Below are 18,586 nucleotides of genomic sequence, written 5' to 3'. Positions count from 1 at the left end.
GGCCCCATTCAGCATTGGGTTACCAGACACCACTGGAGTTCGCCGCTGGCTACCGGACTACCGGCAAAGGGTCGAAATTAACCGACATTACTAAGCAGTGAGCGGTTTAGTGATTGGGGGCAGGTCAACCGCAGCTCGTTTGTACCCACGTCGTTCGACCAGGTCCCTGGCCCAGCCACTGAGCCGATCCTGCTTGTCGTGTAATGTTGCGATCACCGCTCGAGTTCCGTGTATCAGCAGTGTTCGCAGATATTTATCCCCGCGCTTAGTGATTCGCCCTAGTCGGACTTTGCCGCCGGTGGAGTATTGTCGAGGCACCAGGCCCAGCCAGGCCGCAAAGTGTCGCCCGCTTTTGAACTGTCTGGGGTCGGGCGCACTGGCCAGTAAGGCCGTGGCTGTTTGTGGTCCAATACCTGGAATGGCCATCAGTCGTTTGGCCTGTTCGTCGTGCCGGGCCATGGCTTCGATCTCCCGGTCGTACGCCAGGATTTCTTCATCGAGCTGGAGAATGCGTTGGTTGATATTGCCAATAAGGTGGCGGGCCCGCATCGGTAAGCCATTTTCGGCATCCTCCAGGATTTCCGGAACCCGACGGCGTGCGGCATAACGCCCCTGGGGAATGATCAACCCGAACTCGGCCAGTAGCCCACGAATCTGATTGATCTGTGCGGTGCGTTCTTTGGTCAGGCCACGGCGAATGCGATGCAGACAGAGCGTTGCCTGTTGATCTTCCGTCTTGATGGGAACGAAGCGCATATTTGGTCGACCCACGGCTTCACAAATGGCTTCGGCATCGTTGTCGTCATTCTTGCTGCTCTTGCGGTAGGGGGCGACGAACCGTGGCGCAATGATCCGGGCATCGTGGCCGAGTTTGGTCAATTCCCGTGCCCAGTAGTGGGCACCAGAGCAGGCCTCCATGCCGATCAGGCATGGAGGTAGTTGTGCAAAGAACGCCAAGAGCTTGGGGCGATTGAGCCGTTTGCGAACCACGACCTTGCCGTGTGTGTCGGTGCCATGAATACTGAACACAGTTTTCGCCAGATCGATGCCAATGGTTGTAACATTCATGATGACTCCTCCTGCTTTTGATTGAAGATGTCAGACACCTTCAATGTGGCACATCGATGCCGTAGGAGCAGGGGGAGTCCATATCATTCGTTGGGCGCATAGGGAGAAGTTGTGAAAACCGATAAATCAGCGAAAGTAATTGTTGAACTTGCGCAAGAATTTATTTCCGGCATGCAGCGGATTTCGCCTACGTGGAAGCGGGCTTACTGGCGCTTCGAATCACAGGAACGCCGTTTCGGATCGAACGCCTCAGTAGTTACTCCTGATGAGGTTCTCTTAGTTGATCCGTTCCGGGAGAAGGCTTTGTTCGAGGCTATGAATTCATTGGGCCGTCGACTTTGGGAACTAGAGTCAGAACATCAGAAAGAATTTCGTGTGTGCCTCCTCCGCGTCGAGAGCACGTTTGACTATGACATCGCGTTTGAGCGGGAAGACCCGGAAAAATGGCGGATCACAAAACTGGACGGGGGCTCCGGTATACCGGAAGGGGTATAAAAGTATCCATCCTTCAGTTTCCACTTTGGCCTGCCCAACAAGTCGCTGTAGTACGCGGCCGATGGCCGCCGGACGCCTTTTACATTGCGGCTTCGCCTCCATTCCAAGGGCGCCGCTAAGCTTTGCGTTAGAGGTTTTATATGAGTTGGGAATACTCGAAGTACAAGGCCAGATGTGAAAGCTGTGGACATGAAGGTTTTTGCATTCGAGGCTCCGACGACTGGGCCGATCTTCCACTGCATGGGATGGATTTGTAACCATCCCCTAAAATCGGTGCATGCGTAATTAGAGTTCTCCGGCCTACAATGAGGCAAACGGAGAACGACATGAAAAAATCACGGTACAGCGAGTCACAGATCGTCAAGATCCTGAAAGAGGTCGAGGGCGGTCGCTTGGTCAAGGAAGTGTGTCGGGAGTACGGCATCTCCGATGCGACCTACTACAACTGGAAATCCAAGTATGGCGGCATGGAAGCTTCCGACGTGAAGCGTCTGAAGGAACTGGAAGAAGAAAACCGCCGCCTGAAACAAATGTACGCGGAGCTGAGCCTGGATCACAAACTGCTGAAGGATGTGATCGAAAAGAAGCTGTAAAGCCGGCTGTTCGACGAGAACTGGTGGATTACCTCAAGCAGGCTCACGGCGTCAGCCTTCGTCGAGCCTGCCGAATCGCTGGCATCAGTGACTCTGCGTACCGGTATCGATCAGATTCCTCCCGTGATGAGCCGGTGATTGCGGCGCTTCAGAGCGCCACTGAACGCTACCCGGCCTATGGCTTCAGCAAGCTGTTCAAAGTGCTGCGTCGATGGGGGCACAGCTGGAATCACAAGCGGGTACATCGGCTGTACTGCGCTCTCAACCTGAACAAGCGACGACGAGGTAAGAGGCGACTTCCAACGCGACATCCTGAGCCATTGGCGGTTCCCGCCACGGCCAATCACTGCTGGTCCATGGACTTCATGAGCGACAGCCTGTTCTGTGGCCGGCGGTTCCGAACGTTCAACGTGGTGGATGACTTTAATCGGGAGGTGCTGGCCATTGAGATCGACCTTAATTTGCCGGCCCCACGGATCATCCGGGTTCTGGAACGCATCATCGCCTGGCGAGGCTACCCGGCCAGATTGCGAATGGATAACGGCCCGGAGTTGATCTCCATCGCCCTGGCAGATTGGGCGGAACAGCACGGCATCTCGCTGGAGTTTATCAAGCCAGGTAAGCCGACTCAGAACTCCTACGTGGAGCGCTTCAACCGAACTTACCGGGACGAGATCCTGAATATGTATGTTTTCCGAAATCTCACCGAAGTCCGGCAACTGACCGAATCGTGGATGACGGAATACAACGATGAGCGCCCCCACGATTCACTGGAAGACCTGACGCCGTGGGAATATCTGGCGAAACACCAACGGGCGGAAAACTCTAATCAACGGTGCAACTAAAACAGGGATGTTTACAGCTTTACCCGAAGACGGGAATGTTTGGCTGGTTTTCCTTAGCGATCAGAAGACCAATAGAGTAAGGGCATTCAAAGCCGGTCCAGCCAATCATGAATCCGAAACCACAGTTTAATAGGGCGTGTGCCCACGGTGGAGACTGGAGACAGTGCTAACCAGTGCAGGCACGGCGACGGCTACTACATTGCGGCTTCGCCTCCATTTCGTAGCCGCGCGTGCTGAGCGGCGTTAGCACCTCAGGTCCGACGGCTGTCGTTCACGTCGTCCGCAAGCCAAGCCTTGATCAGTGATTGATAGGGCATGTCCCGCTTGTTGGCTTCGATTTTGATCCGATCAAGCAAGGTTTCCGGCAACCGGAGTGAGATCGTCTTGGTTGAGGGTTTCAGCTTCGGGAACGATGCCGGCTTGGCCTGACTCCAATCCAGGTAGTCTGTGGAATCGTGGGTTTCCCAGAACTCTCGCTCTTCTGCTTCAGTTTTAAATTCAGGCATCTTTTTTAGCTTGCTCATAAACAGCCCTCTCTTTACGGTGCATGTCGCGAGCGGAAATCACTCTGATCAGCGTACCGTTCTGCCTTAGTGTGAACGTAATGTGGAGCAGTCTCACATCATCCGTTACACCAAGGGCGTGAAAACGTGCCTCCGTCTCGCTGTGCTTGGAGTCATCCAGCACCAGAAGTGGCTCGTTAAAGAAAATTTCTTCCGCTTCGGACTGGTTTACGCCATGTTTCTCCGCGTTCTTGCGGGAGTTGCCTTCGTCCCAATCAAAGCCAGTAACTTGTACCCAGTTGATCATAAAAGTATATTACCAGCATATACACTGGCGTCAACAAGTGCTAACCAATGCAGGCACGGCCCTTTACATTGCGCGTTCGGCTCCATTTCAAGGGCGCGCATGCTGCAGGCGTTATGTTGCTAGGAGAATCTGGTTTGATCTCAAGATTTGACCATTTAGTGCTCACTGTTCACAGCATAGAGGATACGGTTCGCTTTTATACTGATGTCCTCGGTATGGAGCAGGAAATTTTTGGTGAAGGAAGAGTGGCACTGAAATTCGGTGCCCAAAAAATCAATCTGCATCAATCGGGTAAGGAGTTTGAACCAAAAGCTCGCACTCCTACGCCAGGTTCAGCAGACGTATGCTTTATTACCGATTTGCCTATCCACGAGGCTTACGGTCGGGTTTCAGTGAAAAAGGTCCAAATCGTAGAAGGCATTGTCTCGCGCACAGGGGCGGTAGGCCCAATACAATCCTTTTACTTCAGAGATCCTGATCAAAATTTGATTGAGATTTCGTCGTACGAAGTAGCAACATAACCAGTCATACAAGTTCGTTCTGCACTTCTTCCAGTGTAGTTAACGCTCTTGGCCTATGATTAGAGCATAGGAGGAATTGCCATGAGCAGCCAACGTCACCCCCGGAATTCAGGGATGAAGCGGTCCGGCAAGTACTGGGGGGAGGCCCAATGAGAATAGGCCTGCTGATCATCGCGGTATTCTGGTCCCTTCCAGTTTCGTCCCAAACGCTCCGGATTATGGGGTCGGACGAGGGCTTTCTGCCATTTTATTACGGTAACAATCTAAACAAGGGCATTTTGGTAGAGGTGATCAATGAGTTCACTCAGGAGGCGGGTATCGCAGCGGATTTCCGCCCGATGCCGCGTAAACGCCAGGCCTGGGCCCTGGAAGAAGGACAAGCCAACGCGGTTTTCGCCAACCCTTTATGGATGCCGTTGCCGGACCTAATGCACGCCGTCGGCCCGGTGTTAACCTGGCGCGACCGAGTGTTCGCGCAACCTGGTCGCCAGCCGGACTCCTTCGATGACCTTCAGGGCAGCATCTGTCTGCGCAAATGGTTTGTCTACAGTGATCGACTCGAGCGGCGGCTCGGTACCGACCTGGTCCGCCATGACGCCTACAATGCCCAGCAGATGCTGGGCATGTTTCTGCACAAACGGTGCGATTACGCCGTCATGAATGAAATGGAGTTCCGGTTTCTGGCACTGCTGGTGAAAGTCGATCCGGACCGTTTCAGCACGGAACTGATCGACGCCGAATGGCCGGTCTATCTTGGTATCCTCAAAACCGAGGCGGCTCTGATTGAAGCGGCGGAAGCTTTTTTCGCTACCCACACTGTTGATGTGGAGGCCATGCTACCCAAACTGCCCCCGCCGGACCGGCACGTCTCGATTCAGCCGGAGAGGTAAGGCAACTGGCGGCCAAAGATCCATTCGCCAGGGACTCAAACAGTTTGATCCCTGGCATGAGAAACAGGGCGATTATTTGCAGCCAACCGTTTTAACCGCATCGGTTCCCGTGAACAGTGCACCATCGAATGTCTCGCCGGTTAAGCTTGCTTCAGTATCACCGCAAACAATCCCTGTTTCCTGAGTTTTAAAGTGCATCATCATATCTATAAAGCCATCGCCATTGACGTCCTGAACATGGCCATTGTGGGCAGTTGGTGCATCTGCCGGCCCATACCTGACCGTCGAAACATCGACTTGCGTTGCGTCGAAGTCAATCGATCCCAGAACCGCTACCGGAGTGACCCCCTTGCTGCCGGGATTTATGGGATTTGTATTGCTGCCAGGTTTGATGTCGATGTCGAATACTGTTGCAAAGGTCACCATCCAGAGTGTTGCATGTATCTGTCCCGTTGCGGTCTCACTTTCGCCTACGATTTGACCGGCAGAATTGATCCCAAAGGCACTACTGTTAGCACCACCTAGTGTCCCTAATGATTGCATCCCAAAATCGGCATGCCAGATGAAGGCAACTGTTTCTCCCGTGGCAGTCTCACTGCTACCTACGATCGTTGTTTCATCGTTAATATCGCGCGCTACACTATTTTCGCCCCCAAGTGTTCCCAAATCCTGCACGGTAGCTGGATCCGGCCACAGCGTTGCATGATAACGAACGGGTGGCGCAAGTAGGCCGCGTCCCACGACTTCCCCCAATTCATTAATCCCATAGGCATCTTCATCAACACCATCAGGCTGCAGGGGCACTAGTGGTTCAAGCACGCCAGCTTGCCAGCGAAACCCCACTGCATCGGAAAGTAAGGTGCCAGCGGCTTGCCCCGCATTGTTGAGATCGTAAGCTATTGCCGGTGAAAATGGTCCAGGATCGGTAACCCGGACGGCAGGTGGGAACGGTGGGTAGGCCGGAACGCCATACAAATCCCATACCACGCCAGCGAGATCAATGTTCCCCGCTATTAATCCGCTGTTATTGATTCCCCGGGCGAAACTCGTGGAATTGATGTCGTCTTCAGGGGGGAATGCGCCCAAATCTCGAATCACGCCTCCCTGCCACTCAAAGCCATGGGTAACCAGTTCTCCGGTAATTGGGTTTAACAAATTTGAAAACCCAACCACCTGGTCAAGATCGTTAATTCCGGTTGCTCGGCTAAAGTCTCCTCCAGATAGCGTGCCGAGGTCGGTCATCACCCCGCCCGAAAGAAAGAACGCGTGGGTCTCGCCTGACAGGACTTCACTACTGCCTACAATATTGCCCGCATCATTAATATCCCGGGCACTGCTGGTGACCCCGCCCGATAGTGTGCCCAAATCGATTGCTTCTATGTTGCTGATTGCTATTTCTGCCCGAACCAGGCTCGTTCCTGCGAATACTGGAAGCATCAACACCAGGAAAGTAAATTTGAAATATTTCATGCTATCCCCCGCCATTCTGAGAATGGACTGGCAGGTGCACCAAATCAGAAGAACGTCCTGTCAGTCTGTGTAATTGAGTACAACCTCAACTGAGAATAGTCAGCTCATTCTCTAAAATCTAATACTTCACCAGATCGGCAAATGGGGAGATCTGGCTGTGTGCGTGGCCAGGCTCGCCTGTATTCCTCGAAGGAGGGACGGTCACTCACGGCTGGCTCGTGGGTTCAGGCTGTCGAGTTTCTGTGACGGGCACTGAAAGCATCAACACAAATCCAACCACCAGGAACACAAGAATGGTGCTCATCCCCCAGCGCTGGCTGTCGGTAACCGCGGTCACCCAGCCCACCAATAGGGGGCCGGCGAACGCGGTGGCTTTGCCGGAGAAGGCGAACAGGCCGAACATCTGGGTTTGCAGGTGGGGCGGGGCCACACGGGCGAGATGGGAGCGGCTGGCGGATTGCAGCGGCCCTACGAAGATGCCCAGAATCATGCCCCACACCCAGAAGGCTGTCGTGCCGTCTACCAGCAGGATGCCCAGCGCACTCGTGCCCAGCCCTGCCAGCGACAGCAGGATGGTGTTGCGACCGCCGAGGGCATCATCAATCCAGGCAAAACCCAGCGCCCCCAGCCCGGCTGTTACGTTCAGGGCAATGGCGAACTGCAGCACTTCGGTGGAACTCATATTAAAGGTGCCGGCGGCGTAGACACCCCCGAACGTAAAAATAGTGGCCAGGCCGTCGGTGTACAGCATGCGGGCAATCAGAAAACGCACGATGTCTTTGTACTGGCGCACATGAGTGATGGACTCTTTCAGTTGCGCGAACCCGGCGCGGGTGGCGGCGGGCAGGCTCAGGCCCGTAGAGGGGCGGTCAGGAATAAAGATAAAGGCCGGCAGGGCGAACACCAGGTACCACACTGCAACGAGAACGAAGGTGGCGCGTACGTGTTCTGCTTCGTCCCGGTTCAGGTTGAACAGGTTGGCGTCGGTTTCGATAAAACCATACAGCGCCACCACCAGGCTCAGAACGCCCCCGACATAACCCAGTCCCCAGGCCCAGCCGGACCAGCGGCCGGTGCGCTCCTGGCTGGCCAGGTCCGGCAGCATGGAGTTGTAGAAAATGAAGGCGAACTCAGCACCGAGTGTGCCCAGACCCACCCAAAGCGCAGCGTTCCAGAACTGTCCCTGGTCAGGGGTTACCGTCCACAGCATGGCGCAGGAAACCACGCACAGCAGGGTGAAGGTGATAAACCAGGGTTTGCGCCGGCCGGACTGGTCGGCTATTGCGCCCAAGATGGGCGCCAGGACCGCAATGATCACGCCGGAAATGCCGACGATATAACCCCAGGCTTCGGTGCCTTTTACCTCGTTCTGCATCACCGACACACTGAAGTACTGGGCAAATACAAATGTGAGGATGATGGTGAAAAAGGCACTGTTGGCCCAGTCGTAAAAGGCCCACGACCAGAGGGCGCGCTTGTTTTCCTGGGTACGCGGGGGCTGGGCAACGCTCGATTGCGGTGGCATGGCGCGAGGGGCTCCTGTTCCTTTCAAGGGACTTCTGTGCGCCGATTGTCGCCGTTATCGCGGCTAATGCCCACCCCTGTCGGGTTAAAGCGCCTTCAGGTTTTTGGTCTCGTGCTCGAGTAGCCAGGCCTTGCGTTCCAGGCCTCCGGCGTAACCGGTCAGTGTTCCGTCGGCACCAATGACCCGATGGCAGGGAATCAGGATAGCCACCGGGTTGAGGGCATTGGCCCGGGCCACGGCGCGTACCGCCCTGGGGTTGCCCAGGGTTTCAGCCAGCGCCCGGTAGGAACAGGGCTGGCCGGTCGGTATGCCAATGAGTCCCTGCCACACCTGTTGCTGGAAGTCGGTCCCGGTTAATTGGAGATGAGGCCACGGCAGGGGCTGGAATTCACCAGCGAAGTAAGCCTCCAGCCAACGTGTAATGGCCTCTGGGGCAGATCCGCTCCGTTCCTGCCACTGGGCACCACGAAAGCGTCGGGCCTGCAGGGTCTGCATGCGTTCGTCGTTGCCCTCGAAGTCCAGGTGAACCAGTTTGCCATCGACCGTGGCCAGGCTGAGTGGGCCAACAGGGCTGGGGAAGTGGCTTAGATTGATAATTGTACTCATGAGATTGTCTCCTCCCGGCCTGATTGGGTTGCCAGTGATGTCCACAGGTACTGAGCGGCATAGGCCCGCCACGGGCGCCAGCGCTCGGCATGGCGGGTTAGCGCCCCGGCGGTGGTAGGGCCACCAAGGCTGGCAGAAGCCTTGAGCAGGCCCAGATCACTTGCCGGGAAAGCGTCCGGATCTCCCAGACCGCGTAGCGACAGGTAGTTGAGGGTCCAGGGCCCGATACCACGCAGGGAAGCCAATTGCTCCAGCAGGGTTTTACCGTCCAGATCGGCAAAACCGGGTTCGGCGAACCGTGCCGACACCTGTGCCAGAGTGTCCGCCCGGCTTTGAGGCATTCCTGGATTGCCTGGGGCCTGTCGTGCTATCGCCTCTGGAGCGGGAAATTGGTGGGTGATCCCTGTGTTGTTGGTCAAATCCGCAGGAAGAGGACTGCCCAGGCGGGCAACCAGTCGGCTTGCGAGCGTGCGGGCGGCCGTAATCGATATCTGTTGTCCAAGCACAGCCCGGACAGCGAATTCGAACCGGTCCCAGCAGCCGGGTACCCGCAGCCCGGGGTGCTGTCTGACCAGGGGCTGTAATATGGGGTCGCGAGCAAGATGAGCGGTGATGCCTGGCAGATCGGCGTCCAGGTCGAACAGGCGGCGTATCCGGGCACTCACTTCCAGGATGGCCTGGCGAGCCGGACCCCGGACAATAATCTGTACGCCTGGCGGGCTGGTTTGTGGGCGACAGATGACCAGGCCGGCTTGGCCCCGCACGAATACCGATCGCGCGTAATACTCCTTTCCCACCGATTCCAGCCCGGGGATGGCGCGGGCACGGAAGAAAGACAGCAGTTCATCGCTGTCAAAGGGCGGGCGGGCCTGCAGGAACAGGACAAGGTCATCCTTTGCAGGTAGAAACGAACTTTCAGGGCTCTGGCGGCCGGCACTCATCTGTGGTTTGAGCCCCCGGCGCCAGGCGGTCGGGGCGTCGCCATAAGCTTCTTTCAGGGTCTGATTAAAGCGGCGAAGACTGCCAAAGCCTGCAATATCGGCAATGTCCGTCATGCTCAGATTGCTGTCCACGATCAACTGCCGTGCCCGCAACAGACGACGGGCACGTGCATGCTGGCTGGGGCTCACTCCGGTATGACGTTGGTAGAGCTGGCGGAGGTAGCGATCAGTGATGCCCAGGCGTTCAGCCAGTTCAGAGACGGAGCCGGTGTCCAGGGCGCCCTCTTCGACCAGTCGCACGGCCCGGGCCAGCGTGGTGTGCACGCCATTGGCTGCCGGGCTGCCCGGAGCCGCTTCCGGACGGCATCGCAGGCAGGGGCGAAAACCATTGGCCATGGCGGTCTCTGCCGATGGATAAAAGCGTACGTTGTCACGCCTGGGCGTGACTGCCGGGCAGATCGGGCGGCAGAAAATACCGGTGGTCACCACGGCGGTGTAGAAACGTCCGTCGAAGCGAGCATCTCGGGTTTTCAGTGCCTGGTAGCAGAGGTCATCAGTCAGTGTGTCCATAGTCAGGAGTTTAACAGCGACTCCCCGAAAAACTCGCCGAATTCGGAACTGATGGTGCGGAAGTATCGGTGTCGACTGTAACCTCACGCCCTGCTGGTTTCGCAGACGGCTCTTGCCGGAAGCCAGATGCTGACACAGAGTCCGCTCTGACCGTCGGTGCGTTCACCGAGGGTCAGCTGTCCTCCATGGAGTTCCGCGATGCGCCTTGCGATGGCAAGTCCGAGCCCGGCACCGCCCCCCCTGCGTTGGTCCAGCCTTACGAAACGGCTGAGTGCTCGTTCGTGCTCTTGTGGCGGAATGCCCGGGCCCTGATCGCACACGGTTATCTGGTAACCGTCACCGGAGGGGGTAAGGCGGGTTGTAACCACGGTGTGTTCCGGGCTGTACTGAATGGCATTGGCGAGGAGGGAGCGCATCAGGGTATTGATCAGTGCGCTGTGGCAGCACGTCAGGGCTTCACCGGTGTCGTCTTCCAGTATGGGGTCTATCTCCTTCTTAATGGCCAGAGGTGCAACATCTGCGACGCTTTGTTCGAGAATAGCGGAAAGATTGTGATAGCCGGGGACAAAATCATTGCCGGAGTCGACCTGACTGAGCAACAGCATTTGCTCGACCAGGTGCACCATCCGGTCGACTGACTGGATGATGCCGCCAAACTGCTCCGGATCCTTCTCGCAGGCTTTCTCGAGGTTCAGCCGCAATGCGGCCAGTGGCGTCCGCAGTTCGTGGGCAGCATCGGCAGAGAACCGGCGCTCCCGTTCAAGAGCCTGGTTCAGCCGCTTGAGCAGACTGTTCACCGCCTGAACCAGCCCCGCTACCTCCTTCGGTGCCTGTTGGTCGTCCAGTGGATGGATGTTTTCCGGCGCCATATGGCGGATAGGGCGCTCCAGTCTCCGCAGGGGTCGGAATCCCAGTTGAATGGCGGCACTGGCCGCAATCAGCAGCAGTGGCAGTGCGATAAGCAGAGGTAGTACATTGCCAAGCGCCAGCTCCTGGCTCAGCTCCTGACGAATATCTTCCCGTTGAGCGGTACGGATCCAGAAACCGGTGGCCGGGTCCTGGAGCGTGAAAACACGCCACCGGTGCCCACTGGACTCGGCCCAGGAGTAACCCGGAACCAGGCCCTCGGTATCATCGGCCATGAGGGTGTCCAGCAGGGGTTCGCGCTCCGGTGTCCAGACTTCAAAAGCCAGTTTTTTCTCATATTTGTGGCCGGTTCCGCCGGGCAGGATTTCGTCATAGTCACCCTCAAAGTCGATGCCCAATTGGTCGGCTCGGGGGAGTTCCAGGGTTTCACTGAGGGTTTTCGGTAATTGTTCCATGGACTGGGTATCGGCGAGATGACGAACCAGACCCTGGACGATCCTTGTGCTTTGGGCCAGTTCGGCATCAAACAGCTCTTCCAGCTCATGGTTACTTTCAATGTAACTCCATGCGGCAGCGATGAGGGCAACCAGCAGAACCGTTGAGGTAACCAGCAAGGTCAGGGTGCGGGTCAGGGACATTCCGGTACCCCGGCGGCCTGACTGTCGAGCAGGTAACCCACGCCGCGAATGGTGCGAATGGTGGCCTTACCGACCCGGCGGCGAAGGTGATGGATATGCACTTCAAGAGCGTTGCTTTCCGCTCCCTGGTCCCAGCCGTAGAGCTGTTCTTCCAGGCGCCTGCGGGTTGCCACCTGGTCGGGATGGCGCATCAGGTAGTGCAGAATCTGGAACTCGCTGCGGGGCAGGGTGATGACTTCGTCGCCCCTGGTGAGCTGGCCGGATTCCGGGTTCAGCAGCAGTGCTCCCACCGTCAGACCGTTCTGGGGGGCAGAGATGCCCCGGCGGGTCACCGCCCTGATTCGGGCCTTGAGCTCGGCCATGGCAAAGGGCTTTGTCAGATAGTCATCGGCACCGGCATCAAGGCCGTCCAGTTTTTCATCAAGACCGGCCCTGGCAGTAAGAATGATCACCGGTGTCTGAACGCCGTGCTTGCGGGTCGCTTTCAGCACATCAAGCCCATCAAGTCGCGGTAGGGTGAGATCCAGAATGGCCAGATCAAAGTGTTCGCTGGTAAGGGCGTTCACCGCCTGCTGACCATCGTCCAGCCAGTCGACGGTGTTCTGGTCGTCGCGCAGCATGTCCAGCATGGTGTTGGCCAGATGGTGGTCATCTTCTACGAGCAATATCCGCATGGCAGGTCCTGTAACGGGTCTGGAAATCATTCTGGCACAGAAACCTTAAGGCGAGCTTAAGAAAAGTCCCGAATCCTCTTAAGCCTTGGTTAAGGCTGCCCCTCTAGTCTGGCTCCTGTACCCAAGGGAGATTGTTTATGACAGACCCGCTGATGATGTCGACCTGTTGTGCCCCGGACTGCGGGGAGGTGGTCCCGGTCATCCGTTGTGCCGGTCGCTGGTTTTGCGAAATCCGACCAGACACCGCAATGGCCGGTACGGTTGCCGGATTCATTCGCCGAAGGTTTCTTCTTGCCTATGGCGCGGAACCTTCCCTGCGCATTCCGGCTTTGCTCGCCCTGACAACGGCCCAGGGATCCCTGCTGGCAGCGGTTGGCGTGCGCAATGCGGCTCAGGAAAGACTGTTTCTCGAAGATTACCTTGCGGTACCGGTTGAAGCGGTGATGCCGGTGGTCGGCATTGAGCGTCGCAGGATTGCCGAGATTGCCCATCTGGCCGGTGTTGAAGCCGGTGTCAGCCGTTATCTGTTTGCCTCGCTGTCGGTTTGGCTGGATGGCGCCGGCTATGACTGGGTCGTGTGCACGGGTACGGATCAGCTGCGCAACAGCTTTCACCGACTGGGTATTGCCACTCAGGTGCTGGCGGATGCTGATCCGGCGCGCCTGCCCGATGGCGGTGCTGGCTGGGGGCGCTATTACGACCACCATCCGGTGGTGATGGCGATTCGCGTGGCCGACGGAATGTCCGCTCTGCGCAGCGCCGGGTTGCTGAGATTGATCCAGTCGGTCACGGACCAGGCTGGTGATGATTCGATGAGGGGAGGCTCCTATGGCTGGACTGCCTGAACTGTTGGAGCGCCAGGCGGAGACCCACCCCTCCCGCGTTGCCCTGCAAGGACCGGATTCAGCGTTCACTTATGCCCAGATGATGCAGGCCGCGCGGGCGTTGGCCGATCAGTTGATCCGTCTGGGAGTGCGGCGTGCTGGCCTTTGTGGGGACAACTCGGTGGCCTGGGTACTGGCCGACCTGGCCTGCCTGCTGGCGGACGTGGTTTGTGTCCCCGTGCCGGTGTTCTTTTCGAAATCCCAGGCCTCCCATCTCATCGAACGAGCGGGGCTGGATGGCCTGTTATCTGTAGAAACGGATACAGGCAACCACCACCTGGGCCATGGTGTCTGGTTTCGGCCTTTGCCGGTCTCCGCAGCCGGGGCCTGGATGCCGCAGCAGACCGCAAAAATCACCTTTACCTCCGGCAGTACAGGCACACCCAAGGGCGTGTGCCTGTCTGTCGGGCAAATGACAGCAACTACGCTTGCCCTGAAAGAGCGGCTGGCGGGTGTTGAGCCTGAACGGCATCTTTGCATCCTGCCGATGGCGACCCTGCTGGAAAACATCGCCGGAATCTACCTGCCGCTAGTTATGGGCGGGACCGTTATGGTGGCGCCATTACAGAGTCTGGGCATGACGGGCAGCAGCGGGCTGAATCTTGGCCGCCTGATTGAGGGCATTAACCAAAGCACGCCGCATTCGCTAATCCTGGTGCCGGAGCTAGCCATGGCCCTGGTGACTGCGGCTGAGCAGGGGCAGTTGAAGAACACGTCGTTCCGCTTCCTGGCCGTGGGGGGTGGTCGGGTTTCGTCCGAGCTGCTGGAGCGTGGGCGGGCCGCCGGCTTGCCACTCTACGAGGGCTATGGGCTGTCCGAATGCAGCTCCGTGGTTGCGCTCAATGTTCCCAGCGCCGAGTGCGAGGGTTCTGTCGGTAAACCTCTTTCCCACGTTGAGGTCCGGGTAGATGAACGCGGTCGCATTCTGGTCAGAGGTAACACCCATCTTGGCTACCTGGGCGATGAGCCTGAAGCGGATGAATGGCTGGATACCGGGGATCTGGGTGGCTTGGACGCGGCGGGTTTCCTGTCGGTGAATGGCCGCGCCAAGAACCTGCTTATAACCAGCTTTGGGAGGAATATCAGCCCTGAGTGGCTGGAAAGCGAGCTCATTCAGGCCGTTGGTGCCTGTCAGGCGGTGGTGTTCGGAGATGGTGATCCGCATCTCTCGGCGCTGCTGGTAGTCCAGGATGGCCGTTCTCCGGAGCAGCTGCGTTCGTCTCTAATCAGGCTTAATGCCGGACTGCCAGATTATGCCCGGCTGGAAGCGGTGTATATCCGTCGGCAGCTGCTGACCCGAGCGCAGGGCCATATAACCGCAAACGGCCGGCCCGTTCGCCATCAGCTGCAGGCTGACTTGCCAACCTTGTTGGCGGGGGCCTTCCCGATTTTCATGAACCTTACTGTTGCTCAGCCAAACGTTCCCGACACATCAGGAGACACTGTTATGGGATTTTTCGACCGTCTGCAATCTGAAACCGCGCAAGCCCGCGCCCACGTCACCACAGCCCCGGTTATCGAAGCTATCCGTAAAGGCCGTTTTGATATTCAGGGATATACCTGGTTTCTTACCCAGGCCTACCATCACGTTAAGCACACCGTGCCGCTGATGATGGCCTGCGGTGGCCAGCTTCCGGAGCGTCTGGAGTTTGTGCGCAAGGCCCTCGTGGAGTACATCGAGGAAGAATATGGACACCACGAATGGATACTGGACGATCTGGAGGCCTGCGGTGCGGACCGGGATGCTATCCGCAATGGCCGTCCGGATACCTCGATTGAGCTGATGGTGGCCTATCTGTACGACCGTATTCAGCGCGGCAACCCGGCTGCGTTCTTCGGTATGGTTCAGGTTCTTGAAGGTACTTCCATTGAGCTGGCTACCCCGCTGGGCGAAGCCATCCAGAAACAGCTGGGCCTGCCAGACAATGCCTTTAGCTACCTTTACTCCCACGGTGCCCTGGATCAGGAACACTTCGAATTCTTCCGTAATCTGATGAACGAAATCACTGATGAGGATGATCAGCAGGCGATTATCGAAGCGGCGCGGATGGTGTATCGCCTGTATGGAGACATGCTCCACAGCATTCCGCTGCCGGTCAGTTCCAGGGAGTCGCGCCATGAAGCTGCGTGATCGCGTATTCCTGCTGTTGGGAGGCACTGGCGGTATCGGCAGGGCCTTGGTGGAGCCCCTGATAATGGCCGGAGCACGGGTTATAGTGGCATCCAGGCATCCGGATAAACTTGAGCATCGGGAAAGCGTGGCAGTTGTGCATCTGGATCTTGCTGCCGCCGATCTCGATCAGCAGCTTGTGCGTCTGAGCGAGGCGTATCCGGAGATCGACGGGGTGATTCATTGTGCCGGACAGAATCGTTTTGCCGGGCTTTCCTCCATGGCCGTCAGTGAACTGGACACCCAGCTCTTCGTGAACCTTCGTTCTGCCATGCTGGTGGCGAGGCATTTTGTGCCCCGTTTCGATAAGGCCGGCAACGGCGCTCTGATCTTTGTGGGGTCCACCTTTGGCAGTATCGGTTTTCCCGGATATACCGCCTATTGCGCCACCAAGTTCGGCCTTCGCGGATTTACCGAAGCCCTGCGCCGGGAGCTGGCAGACACCGCGGTACAGGTGGTTTATGTAGCACCACGGGCCACCGCCACGGAAATGAATCCGGCGGAAGTGAATGAACTGAATCGGGCCCTTGGCAACAGTGTTGACGCACCGGAGGCCGTGGCCTCCCAGATTCTGCGTGCCATGGAAAACGACGACCGCCGCCGTTTCCTTGGCTGGCCGGAGAAACTGTTCGTGGTCATCAACGGACTGCTCCCTCGCCTCGTTGATAAAGCCATGCTCAAGCAGCTGCCGGTTATACGGCGTTTTCTCAATTCAGGAGTAGTGTCATGAAGTGGATGATACTGATGATGGCGTGGATGGTCGCCCTGCCGCTCTGGGCCGCGGATCTGGAAACGGACCTGGCGGATATCCAGCATCGCTGGGCGGAGATCCAGTACCAGTTGCCGGAAGATCAAAAGGAAAAAGCGTTTGAAGAGCTGGCCGAGTCAGCAGAGCAGTTCGTTGCAGATTACCCGGACCGTGCGGAGCCACTGATCTGGCAGGGGATTGTGCTGAGTACCTATGCTGGCGCCAGGGGAGGACTGGGGGCCCTGGGCCTGGTTAAGGATGCCCGTAAGTCACTGGAAATGGCCCTCGCCATTGATGAGCGTGCTCTGGCGGGCTCGGCCTATACGTCCCTTGGCAGCCTTTATTATCAGGTGCCGGGGTGGCCGTTGTCGTTCGGCGATGACAAACAGGCTGAGAAATATCTGCAAAAGGCCCTGGCGATCAATCCCGAGGGGATCGACCCCAATTACTTTTTCGGTGATTTTCTGCTTGAACAGGGCGAGGACACCAGGGCCCAGGTTTATCTGAACAAGGCTCTCAGGGCACCACCCCGACCGGGCCGGGAAATCGCTGATGCAGGCCGGAGGCAGGAAATATCCGACCGGATAGGAAACCGCTGATCCTCACCGGCTTTTACAGCTCGCAGCTACTGTCACCTTGCTCTACACTCCATACAAGGGGCCAGCCCCGGCCCCTTGTATCCGGAGCTACTGAGCGTCTATGCCGCGATTTGAAGACGACTGGCCGGGAAACCTCCGGCCGACGGAACTGTTTCCGAAGCTGGCGTCGGGAGTGCCCGGGGTTCTGTTTATCTATGAGCGCAGTGCTGACGGGCAACATCACCGGTATCCCTTTGTCAGTGAGCGTGTTCGCGAGCTGTTCGGAATTGAGCCTGCAGACCTGCGCAGGGATGGAGAAACGGTATTCTCGGTGATCCACCCGGCGGATGTGGCCGGTGTGGCCGCCAGTATTGCCGAATCCGCCAAAAAGCTTTCGCCGTGGCAGCATCAGGCCAGGATGCGCCTGGCCAGCGGTGACTACCACTGGTTTGAATCCGACTCCATTCCTGAGCTCCAGGCTGACGGCAGCATACTCTGGTACGGCCAGTTCAATGATATCCAGGCGTTCAAGGACCTTGAGTTCTCTCTGCGGGAGAGTGAGGCCGAGTTTGCTTTCCAGGCGGGTTTCCAGAAGCTGATCGCACGATTGTCCTCGGATTTTATCACCCGCGGCTTTGGCAACATTGATCAGAGCATTAATCAGGTGCTGGAGGCTATCGGCCAGTTCTTTGGCGTAGACCGGGCTTACCTGTACCGTTTTTCAGAGCGGCGGGATGAAATGACGAACACCCATGAATGGTGCCGCGAAGGCGTTGAGCCGTTGATCAACTCTCAGCAGCAGGTGCCGATTGATACCTTTGCCTGGTGGCATGGCCAGATCGACCGGATGATCCGGGAAAACGGGGTCGTTTTTATCGAGGAAGTGGACGCATTACCCGAGGAAGCGGCCCCTGAAAAAGCCCTGCTGACGGAACAGGGCGTCAGCTCCATGTTCTGTGTTCCGGTTCGTACCCGGGGCGTTGTGTCCGGTTTTTTTGGTGTTGACTCTCTCAGCCAGAGGGTCTGGCGCAAAGATCAGGCGGACCTGTTGATCATTGTCTCCGGGCTGCTGTCTGGCGCCCTGGAACGTCATCGCCTGGAGGAGGAACTGACGAACCAGTCGATACGGGACCCATTGACCGGCCTTCACAATCGCCGCTATCTCTACCCCCGCCTGGATGAAATGATGGCCCTCTGGAATCGCGAGCGGCAGCCATTTGCGGTGGCGCTGTTTGACATCGACCATTTCAAACGGGTCAACGACACCCTCGGCCACCTGGCTGGCGACTACGTGCTGAGGGAGTTCACCGGTATTCTGCTCGCGCACACCCGTGCCACGGATGTGGTTGCCCGTTTTGGTGGCGAGGAGTTCGTCGTTGTCTTTTCTGCCACCGACGGTGAAGCTGCCGGAGAGGTAGTGAGCCGAATTATCACCACGGTCCGGGGTTACGAGTTTGTATTTGAAGGACAGAGCATTTCCCTGACCGTCAGCGCAGGTGTGGATGCGATTGATGACGATACCGCCGACGCTCCGACCTCGGAAGCCCTGATCGGGTGCGCGGATAACCGGCTCTATCTAGCCAAACAGGCCGGGCGCGACTGTTTCGCCAATGCATCAGGACCATCGCGGCTATAACCAAAGATCATTTCCCTCTATATTTCATTTTAGTATATGCTTAGAACTAAATATGAA

General features: G+C 57.5%; 17 protein-coding genes and 1 pseudogene. 9 read left to right on the top strand and 9 right to left on the bottom strand.

Annotated features, from left to right (window positions below; all coding sequences use genetic code 11):
• Positions 1-120 precede the first annotated feature (120 nt).
• Positions 121-1,071 (bottom strand): annotated as a pseudogene (locus FO268_RS20055) (IS110 family transposase); the annotation flags it as partial.
• A 108-nt stretch (positions 1,072-1,179) separates the two neighbouring features.
• On the opposite strand from FO268_RS20055, the gene FO268_RS20050 reads away from it, so the two are divergent.
• Positions 1,180-1,563 carry a hypothetical protein gene (locus FO268_RS20050; RefSeq protein ID WP_150995036.1) on the top strand — a complete coding sequence of 128 codons (384 nt, stop codon included), beginning with the start codon at positions 1,180-1,182 and terminating at the stop codon, positions 1,561-1,563.
• Positions 1,564-1,889: 326 nt separating this feature from the next.
• A protein-coding gene (locus FO268_RS20045; RefSeq protein WP_225316907.1) for an IS3 family transposase occupies positions 1,890-3,001 on the top strand; the annotation gives its coding sequence in 2 pieces (ribosomal slippage) (positions 1,890-2,151 and positions 2,151-3,001; 1,113 coding nt in all).
• Between the two features lie 251 nt (positions 3,002-3,252).
• On the opposite strand, the gene FO268_RS20040 is transcribed toward FO268_RS20045, so the two are convergent.
• On the bottom strand, positions 3,253-3,525 hold the full coding sequence (locus FO268_RS20040) for a BrnA antitoxin family protein (protein ID WP_027830482.1): 273 nt from the start codon (positions 3,523-3,525) through the stop codon (positions 3,253-3,255).
• Complete coding sequence (locus tag FO268_RS20035; protein WP_150995035.1) at positions 3,500-3,811, bottom strand: BrnT family toxin; 312 nt, start codon at positions 3,809-3,811, stop codon at positions 3,500-3,502. Before FO268_RS20035 ends, FO268_RS20040 begins: the two co-directional genes overlap by 26 nt.
• A 134-nt stretch (positions 3,812-3,945) precedes the next feature.
• On the opposite strand from FO268_RS20035, the gene FO268_RS20030 reads away from it, so the two are divergent.
• The gene (locus tag FO268_RS20030; protein ID WP_150995034.1) at positions 3,946-4,332 is read left to right on the top strand and encodes a VOC family protein; all 387 of its coding nucleotides are present in this window, start codon (positions 3,946-3,948) and stop codon (positions 4,330-4,332) included.
• Between the two features lie 149 nt (positions 4,333-4,481).
• On the top strand, positions 4,482-5,222 hold the full coding sequence (locus tag FO268_RS20025) for a substrate-binding periplasmic protein (RefSeq protein ID WP_150995033.1): 741 nt from the start codon (positions 4,482-4,484) through the stop codon (positions 5,220-5,222).
• 72 nt (positions 5,223-5,294) lie between these two features.
• Here the strand turns inward: FO268_RS20025 and FO268_RS20020 are convergent, their stop codons facing one another.
• The 6 genes from FO268_RS20020 to FO268_RS19995 all read right to left on the bottom strand — a co-directional run bounded on the left by FO268_RS20020 (position 5,295) and on the right by FO268_RS19995 (position 12,513).
• Positions 5,295-6,692, bottom strand: a complete 1,398-nt coding sequence (locus FO268_RS20020; RefSeq protein WP_191967008.1) for a hypothetical protein — start codon at positions 6,690-6,692, stop codon at positions 5,295-5,297.
• Positions 6,693-6,897: 205 nt separating this feature from the next.
• Positions 6,898-8,217, bottom strand: a complete 1,320-nt coding sequence (locus FO268_RS20015) for an MFS transporter (protein WP_150995031.1) — start codon at positions 8,215-8,217, stop codon at positions 6,898-6,900.
• 84 nt (positions 8,218-8,301) lie between these two features.
• Positions 8,302-8,823, bottom strand: coding sequence for a methylated-DNA--[protein]-cysteine S-methyltransferase (locus tag FO268_RS20010; protein ID WP_150995030.1), 522 nt, complete (start codon positions 8,821-8,823; stop codon positions 8,302-8,304).
• Positions 8,820-10,334, bottom strand: coding sequence for a DNA-3-methyladenine glycosylase 2 family protein (locus FO268_RS20005; protein WP_150995029.1), 1,515 nt, complete (start codon positions 10,332-10,334; stop codon positions 8,820-8,822). Before FO268_RS20005 ends, FO268_RS20010 begins: the two co-directional genes overlap by 4 nt.
• An 83-nt stretch (positions 10,335-10,417) precedes the next feature.
• On the bottom strand, positions 10,418-11,839 hold the full coding sequence (locus tag FO268_RS20000) for an ATP-binding protein (protein WP_150995028.1): 1,422 nt from the start codon (positions 11,837-11,839) through the stop codon (positions 10,418-10,420).
• Entirely contained in the window at positions 11,830-12,513 is a 684-nt protein-coding gene (locus FO268_RS19995; protein ID WP_150995027.1) for a response regulator, read from the bottom strand. Before FO268_RS19995 ends, FO268_RS20000 begins: the two co-directional genes overlap by 10 nt.
• A 137-nt stretch (positions 12,514-12,650) precedes the next feature.
• Between FO268_RS19995 and FO268_RS19990 the strand changes: the two genes are divergently transcribed.
• The 5 genes from FO268_RS19990 to FO268_RS19970 all read left to right on the top strand — a co-directional run bounded on the left by FO268_RS19990 (position 12,651) and on the right by FO268_RS19970 (position 18,529).
• Positions 12,651-13,358 carry a thermostable hemolysin gene (locus tag FO268_RS19990; RefSeq protein ID WP_191967007.1) on the top strand — a complete coding sequence of 236 codons (708 nt, stop codon included), beginning with the start codon at positions 12,651-12,653 and terminating at the stop codon, positions 13,356-13,358.
• Positions 13,342-15,528: an AMP-binding protein gene (locus FO268_RS19985; protein ID WP_150995026.1), complete on the top strand. Its 2,187-nt coding sequence runs from the start codon at positions 13,342-13,344 to the stop codon at positions 15,526-15,528. Before FO268_RS19990 ends, FO268_RS19985 begins: the two co-directional genes overlap by 17 nt.
• Positions 15,515-16,297 carry an SDR family oxidoreductase gene (locus FO268_RS19980; RefSeq protein ID WP_150995025.1) on the top strand — a complete coding sequence of 261 codons (783 nt, stop codon included), beginning with the start codon at positions 15,515-15,517 and terminating at the stop codon, positions 16,295-16,297. Before FO268_RS19985 ends, FO268_RS19980 begins: the two co-directional genes overlap by 14 nt.
• The gene (locus FO268_RS19975; RefSeq protein ID WP_150995024.1) at positions 16,294-16,914 is read left to right on the top strand and encodes a tetratricopeptide repeat protein; all 621 of its coding nucleotides are present in this window, start codon (positions 16,294-16,296) and stop codon (positions 16,912-16,914) included. The genes FO268_RS19980 and FO268_RS19975 overlap by 4 nt, the downstream gene beginning before the upstream one ends.
• A gap of 100 nt (positions 16,915-17,014) precedes the next feature.
• Positions 17,015-18,529 (top strand): sensor domain-containing diguanylate cyclase, encoded by a 1,515-nt coding sequence (locus FO268_RS19970; protein WP_150995023.1) that lies wholly within the window; start codon positions 17,015-17,017, stop codon positions 18,527-18,529.
• Positions 18,530-18,586: the final 57 nt, after the last annotated feature.

Origin of the sequence: Marinobacter denitrificans (assembly GCF_008795955.1) — a bacterium.
Lineage (GTDB): Bacteria > Pseudomonadota > Gammaproteobacteria > Pseudomonadales > Oleiphilaceae > Marinobacter > Marinobacter denitrificans.
The sequence above is the reverse complement of the archived record's forward strand: the minus strand, read 5'-3'. Positions and strand labels throughout refer to the sequence as shown.

Bases quoted from the DNA above. Each gene is read 5' to 3' on its own strand.
- FO268_RS19985 (WP_150995026.1), top strand. From the start codon at position 13,342: ATGGCTGGACTGCCTGAACTGTTGGAGCGCCAGGCGGAGACCCACCCC.
- FO268_RS19990 (WP_191967007.1), top strand. From the start codon at position 12,651: ATGACAGACCCGCTGATGATGTCGACCTGTTGTGCCCCGGACTGCGGG.
- FO268_RS19995 (WP_150995027.1), bottom strand. From the start codon at position 12,513: ATGCGGATATTGCTCGTAGAAGATGACCACCATCTGGCCAACACCATG.
- FO268_RS20025 (WP_150995033.1), top strand. From the start codon at position 4,482: ATGAGAATAGGCCTGCTGATCATCGCGGTATTCTGGTCCCTTCCAGTT.
- FO268_RS20010 (WP_150995030.1), bottom strand. From the start codon at position 8,823: ATGAGTACAATTATCAATCTAAGCCACTTCCCCAGCCCTGTTGGCCCA.
- FO268_RS20000 (WP_150995028.1), bottom strand. From the start codon at position 11,839: ATGTCCCTGACCCGCACCCTGACCTTGCTGGTTACCTCAACGGTTCTG.
- FO268_RS19975 (WP_150995024.1), top strand. From the start codon at position 16,294: ATGAAGTGGATGATACTGATGATGGCGTGGATGGTCGCCCTGCCGCTC.
- FO268_RS20015 (WP_150995031.1), bottom strand. From the start codon at position 8,217: ATGCCACCGCAATCGAGCGTTGCCCAGCCCCCGCGTACCCAGGAAAAC.
- FO268_RS19970 (WP_150995023.1), top strand. From the start codon at position 17,015: ATGCCGCGATTTGAAGACGACTGGCCGGGAAACCTCCGGCCGACGGAA.
- FO268_RS20020 (WP_191967008.1), bottom strand. From the start codon at position 6,692: ATGAAATATTTCAAATTTACTTTCCTGGTGTTGATGCTTCCAGTATTC.
- FO268_RS20035 (WP_150995035.1), bottom strand. From the start codon at position 3,811: ATGATCAACTGGGTACAAGTTACTGGCTTTGATTGGGACGAAGGCAAC.
- FO268_RS20040 (WP_027830482.1), bottom strand. From the start codon at position 3,525: ATGAGCAAGCTAAAAAAGATGCCTGAATTTAAAACTGAAGCAGAAGAG.
- FO268_RS20005 (WP_150995029.1), bottom strand. From the start codon at position 10,334: ATGGACACACTGACTGATGACCTCTGCTACCAGGCACTGAAAACCCGA.
- FO268_RS19980 (WP_150995025.1), top strand. From the start codon at position 15,515: ATGAAGCTGCGTGATCGCGTATTCCTGCTGTTGGGAGGCACTGGCGGT.